The organism is Synechococcus sp. R6-5, assembly GCF_047461775.1.
Lineage (GTDB): Bacteria > Cyanobacteriota > Cyanobacteriia > Thermostichales > Thermostichaceae > Thermostichus.
This window is the reverse complement of sequence record NZ_JANSHV010000270.1, coordinates 1-5202: the sequence shown is the minus strand read 5'-3', so window position 1 is coordinate 5202 and position 5202 is coordinate 1. Positions and strand designations below refer to the sequence as shown.

The 5202-nt window shown below is 56.4% G+C and carries 6 protein-coding genes; 3 read left to right on the top strand and 3 right to left on the bottom strand.

Features of this window, described 5'->3' with window-relative positions:
• The first annotated feature begins 203 nt into the window (after nt 1-203).
• On the top strand, nt 204-440 hold the full coding sequence (locus NW818_RS12605; RefSeq protein ID WP_228375425.1) for a hypothetical protein: 237 nt from the start codon (nt 204-206) through the stop codon (nt 438-440).
• Here the strand turns inward: NW818_RS12605 and NW818_RS12600 are convergent.
• The 3 genes from NW818_RS12600 to NW818_RS12590 all read right to left on the bottom strand — a co-directional run bounded on the left by NW818_RS12600 (nt 437) and on the right by NW818_RS12590 (nt 2821).
• On the bottom strand, nt 437-979 hold the full coding sequence (locus NW818_RS12600) for an NYN domain-containing protein (RefSeq protein ID WP_414424745.1): 543 nt from the start codon (nt 977-979) through the stop codon (nt 437-439). The two genes, NW818_RS12605 and NW818_RS12600, sit on opposite strands and share 4 nt — an antisense overlap.
• 134 nt (nt 980-1113) lie before the next feature.
• On the bottom strand, nt 1114-1824 hold the full coding sequence (locus tag NW818_RS12595; protein ID WP_414383573.1) for a class I SAM-dependent methyltransferase: 711 nt from the start codon (nt 1822-1824) through the stop codon (nt 1114-1116).
• 49 nt (nt 1825-1873) lie between these two features.
• Nucleotides 1874-2821, bottom strand: a complete 948-nt coding sequence (locus tag NW818_RS12590; protein ID WP_414424744.1) for a sugar phosphate nucleotidyltransferase — start codon at nt 2819-2821, stop codon at nt 1874-1876.
• Between the two features lie 428 nt (nt 2822-3249).
• On the opposite strand from NW818_RS12590, the gene NW818_RS12585 reads away from it, so the two are divergent.
• Both NW818_RS12585 and NW818_RS12580 read left to right on the top strand, forming a co-directional pair.
• A complete protein-coding gene (locus NW818_RS12585; protein WP_414330534.1) occupies nt 3250-4113 on the top strand; it encodes an ABC transporter substrate-binding protein in 864 nt (287 codons plus the stop codon).
• The gene (locus NW818_RS12580) at nt 4110-4931 is read left to right on the top strand and encodes an amino acid ABC transporter permease (protein WP_148202748.1); all 822 of its coding nucleotides are present in this window, start codon (nt 4110-4112) and stop codon (nt 4929-4931) included. The genes NW818_RS12585 and NW818_RS12580 overlap by 4 nt, the downstream gene beginning before the upstream one ends.
• Nucleotides 4932-5202: the final 271 nt, after the last annotated feature.

Here is a 5202-nt window from a genome sequence, read left to right as displayed (position 1 = left end):
TTGCTCCGCAACGCTATTGCTCCACAACCCTGACGCAGTGTCCTAGAGTGTCCTAGTTTGAATCAAAATAACTATAAAGCTGGGCCAGCCTCTCCGACTCATCTGAATACGAAGAACAGATGGAGCTTTCTGGGGTCATTCATCATCCTCACTAAGCTCCGGCCTGGGGATCCCTTCATTGGCTCATGATTTTGGGAAACAGCATGAAAGCGCATGAGTTCTGGGCTCGTACCGACAGCCAAGGTCAACTGATCTTGCCCATGCGGGCGCAGGAGCAATTGCCCAAAGATCGAGTTGTGCGGGTGCTGGTGTTGGTAGATGAGCAGGAGCTGGCTCCAGCAGAGGTAGCGGATCCTTCACAGGAGCAGTTGCCTACTGCCTCGCCAGATGAGGAGCATCTTTGGTATGGAGCTCCCACCGTTCCCTACGATGGCATTTAGCGCATGGGATCTTGGCCGGACAGCCGCCAGCGGTTTAGGCGCGAGAGGGTTTCTGCATCCAAGTAGGCATCAATGCCCCGCTTGCTCGATAGCCGTTTTGGCTGGAGGTGCCGGATCTGCTGCTGGGCCTGCTGCACTTCATCCCACAGTTGTTCTGCCGAGACCCATTCGGCGTTGTAGCCACCGATCACCAATTGCTGGACACGATCGGAGGTAGCCACCCTTACCCGACACCCATCCTTCTGCAGCTGAGCACACAGCCGTTCAATGCAACTGTCGGCGGTCTCGCCATAGGAGGTATACAGGATCTCGATACCCGCAGGGGAGCGCTCTTGCCGGGCTGGAGTGGGTTGGGCGTAGGCATCGTACACCACAGTTGCCCGGTAGCCCCGGAAGGCCACATAGTTGGCCAAAGATTCCACCAAGCGCAGACGGGCCAATTCCATCAGGGAGCGACGCGCTAACTGGCTCAGGGTGGGCCAAGCTCCGATGATGTTGTAGCCATCAACCAAGAGGAAGGTGGGAGAGGAGGCTTGCATGGATGGCGGTGGATCCCTTGTCCGGGATCACACTTCTTAATCTTAATCTTTATCTTATTTTTAATCTTAGTACCCAGCCTTAAAGGTTACCCCACTACTCCGAATGCTCCGATACTTTCCCGGTTGTGAGCAGATCACGGTCTGCGCTGAATCCAATAGGTGGTGAACAGTTCGCCACTGGCCTGTTTCTGAATTTTGCCCCCCAAGGCTGCGATGCGCCGCTCCCACTCCGTTAGGGGGGTGAAAATCGGTTCGGTGCCTTTGAATAGCTCGATGAGACCCCATTGTTCCGCCCACACCGAGTCGGGATTGACCACTTCAATAATCACAGGTGCAGCCGGTCGCAACACTCGCATCAACTCTGCCCAAACCGCGTCGAAGTACTCAATCGGGTAGTAGTACAAAAATCCGGTGGCAATGGCCAGATCAAATTGCTCCGACTCGTAGTTTTCCAAATGGTGGGCGGATCCCTGTTGCATTGACTTGAACAGCTTGGAGTTAAGCTGGGGTGCCCGCGAGCGAATAAAGCGCACAATCTCACCGCTCAGCTCATGGCCGTAAAAGTAGGCTTGCCAATCGTTCCAGGGATAGGTCAGGAAGCTTACCCCACAGCCCAAATCCAAACAGGCTTCCCGTTTTTTGGGGGCACGCAGTTGCCAAAAGGGGATCCCGAGGCGCTCTTGCAGGTGATCCCGCTGCTGGGCTTGCCAAAAAGGCAGTTGCTCCAGGTCTGGGGGAAGTTGCCAACCTGGCCGACCCAGTTGAATTTCCAGCTCCCGATTGAAGCGAGCAGCCACAGAGGCAAGGTAGGGATCCCAGCGTTCCCCAGTTTGTGGTAACTCCATCTGTTGATGGCTTTGTCGTGGATGGTTGTGGACTTAACTTGCACTTAACCTACACTACCAGGACTCTCGGCCCGTAGGCTCCCGGCTGCAGGGATCCATTTACCCAGCTGTGGCTGCCGAGGATGGTGCCTGCCGGAATCTGAGCTTGGGATCCCAAACGGGTGTGGGCGCCGATGTAGCAGGGGGCGTGCAGTTGAGCGCTGGGATGGATCTCAGCCGTTTTGTGCACCCATATCCCCGGCGCCTGTTGCTGCACATCTTCCAGGGGAAAATCCGTCATTCGGCCCAGAAGAATGTCCAGTTGGCCGTGGTAGTAGCTGGCCGGCGTGCCCAGATCCCGCCAGTAGCCTGCGTGGAGATAAGCTTGCAGCCGGTGCCCTTGCCTGAGCAAATCGGGGAAGACACGCCGCTCAAAGCTGAGGGGATCCCCACTGGGGTAGTCTTTAAAAATGGCCGGATCCAAGACATAGGTGCCGGCGTTGATCGTGTCGGTGGTGAGGGTGAGGGCTTCTGCAGGGGTGGGTTTTTCCCGAAAAGATTGGATCTGGCCCCCTTCCCCAACTTCCACCAGGCCATAGGCGGTGATATCGTCCACGCGGGCGAGGGTGAGGGTGGCAATGGCCTTGCTCTGCACATGACATTGCATCAACGCCTGCAAATCCAGATCCGTGAGGATGTCGGCATTGAAAACCACCAAGGGATCCCCGGTGAAATAGGGCTGAGCCAGCACCAAAGCTCCTGCCGTATCCAAAGGCGTCTCTTCAGGAATGTAGCGGAGCTTCACCCCCAAAGCAGCGCCATCTCCCAGAGCAGCCTCAATTTGTTGGCCCAGATAACCCACGCTGAGTAAAATATCTGTCAGGCCGGCTCGGCGGCAGCGCCCGATCAGCCACTCCAAAAAGGGCACATCCAAAAGGGGCAACAAAGGCTTAGGCTGCAAAAAGGTAAAAGGCCGTAAGCGAGTTCCTTTCCCACCCGCCAAGATCACCGCTTGCATAACCACCCTCAACCCCGTTCTCTTCCAAAGATATTGACATCCTCTCCGCCCAATTGCTAAGGGGGATCCATTGGGTCGAGCCAAATGTTTTCTGCTACCCAGAACGTCGATTCTCCGTTGCCCACAGAGGGATACGGATTGCCCCCCCGGGCAACACAGCACGAGTCTTGATCGCAAGTCTCAGGGGATGCCTTTCTGGAGGAGATATTTCAATCTCAATTGGGATTCATAAGCTCAATCCTGAGACAGTTGATTTGCCTTTTTTAGAGCATGTTTGGAGAATTGCGACCCGCTCGCCCCAGTCGGGAATAGCCACCCAAAGCGGCAGTGTCAGGTGATACTGCCTTGCGGCGAGAATTGTGACAGCCTTGGATAGCTTGGATGGATTCCAATGGGTTTGCCCTTCACCTTCATCTGAGGTTTCGCCGATGTCTGTTTCTCGACGCCGATCCCTACAAGCCCTTTGCTTGACCCTGGCCGGATGCTGGGCTCTAGGCACACACCAGGGATCCCTGCTGGCCCAAGGTAGCGATTTGTTGGCTCAAGTTCAAGAGCGGGGGGTGCTCCGGATTTCCACCGACTCCAATTACCGGCCTCAGAGCTACCTCAATCCCGACGGCAGTTGGGAAGGATTTGACGTGGATGTGGCGCGCGAGATCGCCAAGCGCTTGGGGGTAAAGGCTGAGTTTTTGGATATCAACTTTGATGTCATCACCGCCGGATCTTGGAATGGCCGCTGGGATGTCAATGTCGGCTCCATGACCGTAACTGCCGAACGCCAGAAAGCTCTGCTGTTTACCATTCCCTACTACTACACCCCCGCCAGCTTCGTGGTCCACCAAGCCTCGACCCTGACCGATATCGCCGCTTTGGAAGGAAAGCGAGTCGGGGTGGGCACCGCCACCACCTATCAAGCCTACCTGGAGGGCAACCTCACCCTGGAAGGAGAGACCATCCAAGTTCCGGCCCCGCGGGTGGACATTCGCATCTACGACACCGATAGCCTGGCTCTGCAGGATTTGGCACTGGGGGATGGCACCCGCCTGGATGCAGTCTTGACAGCTTTGCCGACGGCTGAAAACGCCATTCGGGAAGGACTGCCCCTGAAAACTCTGGGGGATCCGGTCTACTACGAAGCCTTGGCTGTGGCCTTGGATCGCTCCAGCCCTGCCCCTTCCGAGAGCTTGCAAGCCAAAATTAACGAAATTTTAGAATCCATGCACGCCGACGGCACGCTAACAGCCCTCTCGAAGCGGTATTACGGCATTGATCTGACGAAAAAAGCTGAGTGAGCAAAGACTCTATCCCACTGGAGCAGCCCATTTACCCACCGCCCCGGATTCGAAAAGGGATCCCGTTCCCGGTGGCCCAGGGATTGTGGTTGGTTCTGTGGCTGTTGTTGTTGCTGTTCACCTTCAGCGGGGTACAGTTGGAGTTGGCCGGGATCCCCATCCGTACCTTGCGTCTCAACGGCAACTTTGTGCGCGAGTGGTGGTGGTTTATCTCGCAAGGGGTGGGCACTACTTTTCAACTGTCCTTGGTCTCCATCCTCTGTGCCACCACCTTGGCCTTTTTGTCGGCACTGGCGGGCCTCTCCCAGATTGCCCCTCTGAGCAGCCTCTCCGCTCTGTATGTCTCGTTGATGCGAGGCACACCTCTATTTCTGCAGTTTTTGTTCATCTACCAGGCTTTGCCGCAACTGGGCCTGGTGTTCGGCTCGTTCACTTCGGCGGTGCTGGCCTTGAGCCTGAACTATGGCGCCTACATGAGCGAGATCTTCCGGGCCGGGATCCAAGCCATTCCCATTGGGCAGCGGGAAGCTGCCTATGCCCTGGGGCTTAAGCCCTGGCAAACCCTGTGGTGCATCATTTTGCCGCAAGCTTTCCGAATTGTCCTACCCGACATTGGCAATCAATTCATCGCCATGCAGAAAGACACTGCCCTGGCCAGTGCCATTGCTTTGCAGGAGTTGATGGGCCGGGCTCGACAGGCAGGTTTGCCGCGCCAGCACTTCTTCGAGGCTTTGGTGGTGGCAGCGCTGTGGTACTGGCTGCTGACGTTAATCTTGTCATTTTTCCAAGGACGCTTGGAACGGTACCTGGCCCGCTAGAGGAGCCTGACTCTAATCCGGCCATTACTTTGGTGTCTGCTTGCATACGTTTGTGGTTGCCCACAAAGACCGGCTGTGCCGTTCGCGATAGCAGGGGGCTCCAAAAACAGCCAGAAAGCTGGGGGACATCATCCTGCACTGACCTGCCGCAGTGGGTGAAAGAGGATCCCTGCCACCTCAAGCGGAATGCCATTCAAGAGGCAGGGTTGGCCTTTCGAGAGAGCAAAGACCCGAAGTTTCGCAGCGTCAGCTAGAAATCGCAGGAGCCCCG

Coding starts and splice junctions, on each gene's coding strand:
- NW818_RS12605 (WP_228375425.1), top strand. CDS start 204: ATGAAAGCGCATGAGTTCTGGGCTCGTACCGACAGCCAAGGTCAACTG.
- NW818_RS12600 (WP_414424745.1), bottom strand. CDS start 979: ATGCAAGCCTCCTCTCCCACCTTCCTCTTGGTTGATGGCTACAACATC.
- NW818_RS12595 (WP_414383573.1), bottom strand. CDS start 1,824: ATGGAGTTACCACAAACTGGGGAACGCTGGGATCCCTACCTTGCCTCT.
- NW818_RS12590 (WP_414424744.1), bottom strand. CDS start 2,821: ATGCAAGCGGTGATCTTGGCGGGTGGGAAAGGAACTCGCTTACGGCCT.
- NW818_RS12585 (WP_414330534.1), top strand. CDS start 3,250: ATGTCTGTTTCTCGACGCCGATCCCTACAAGCCCTTTGCTTGACCCTG.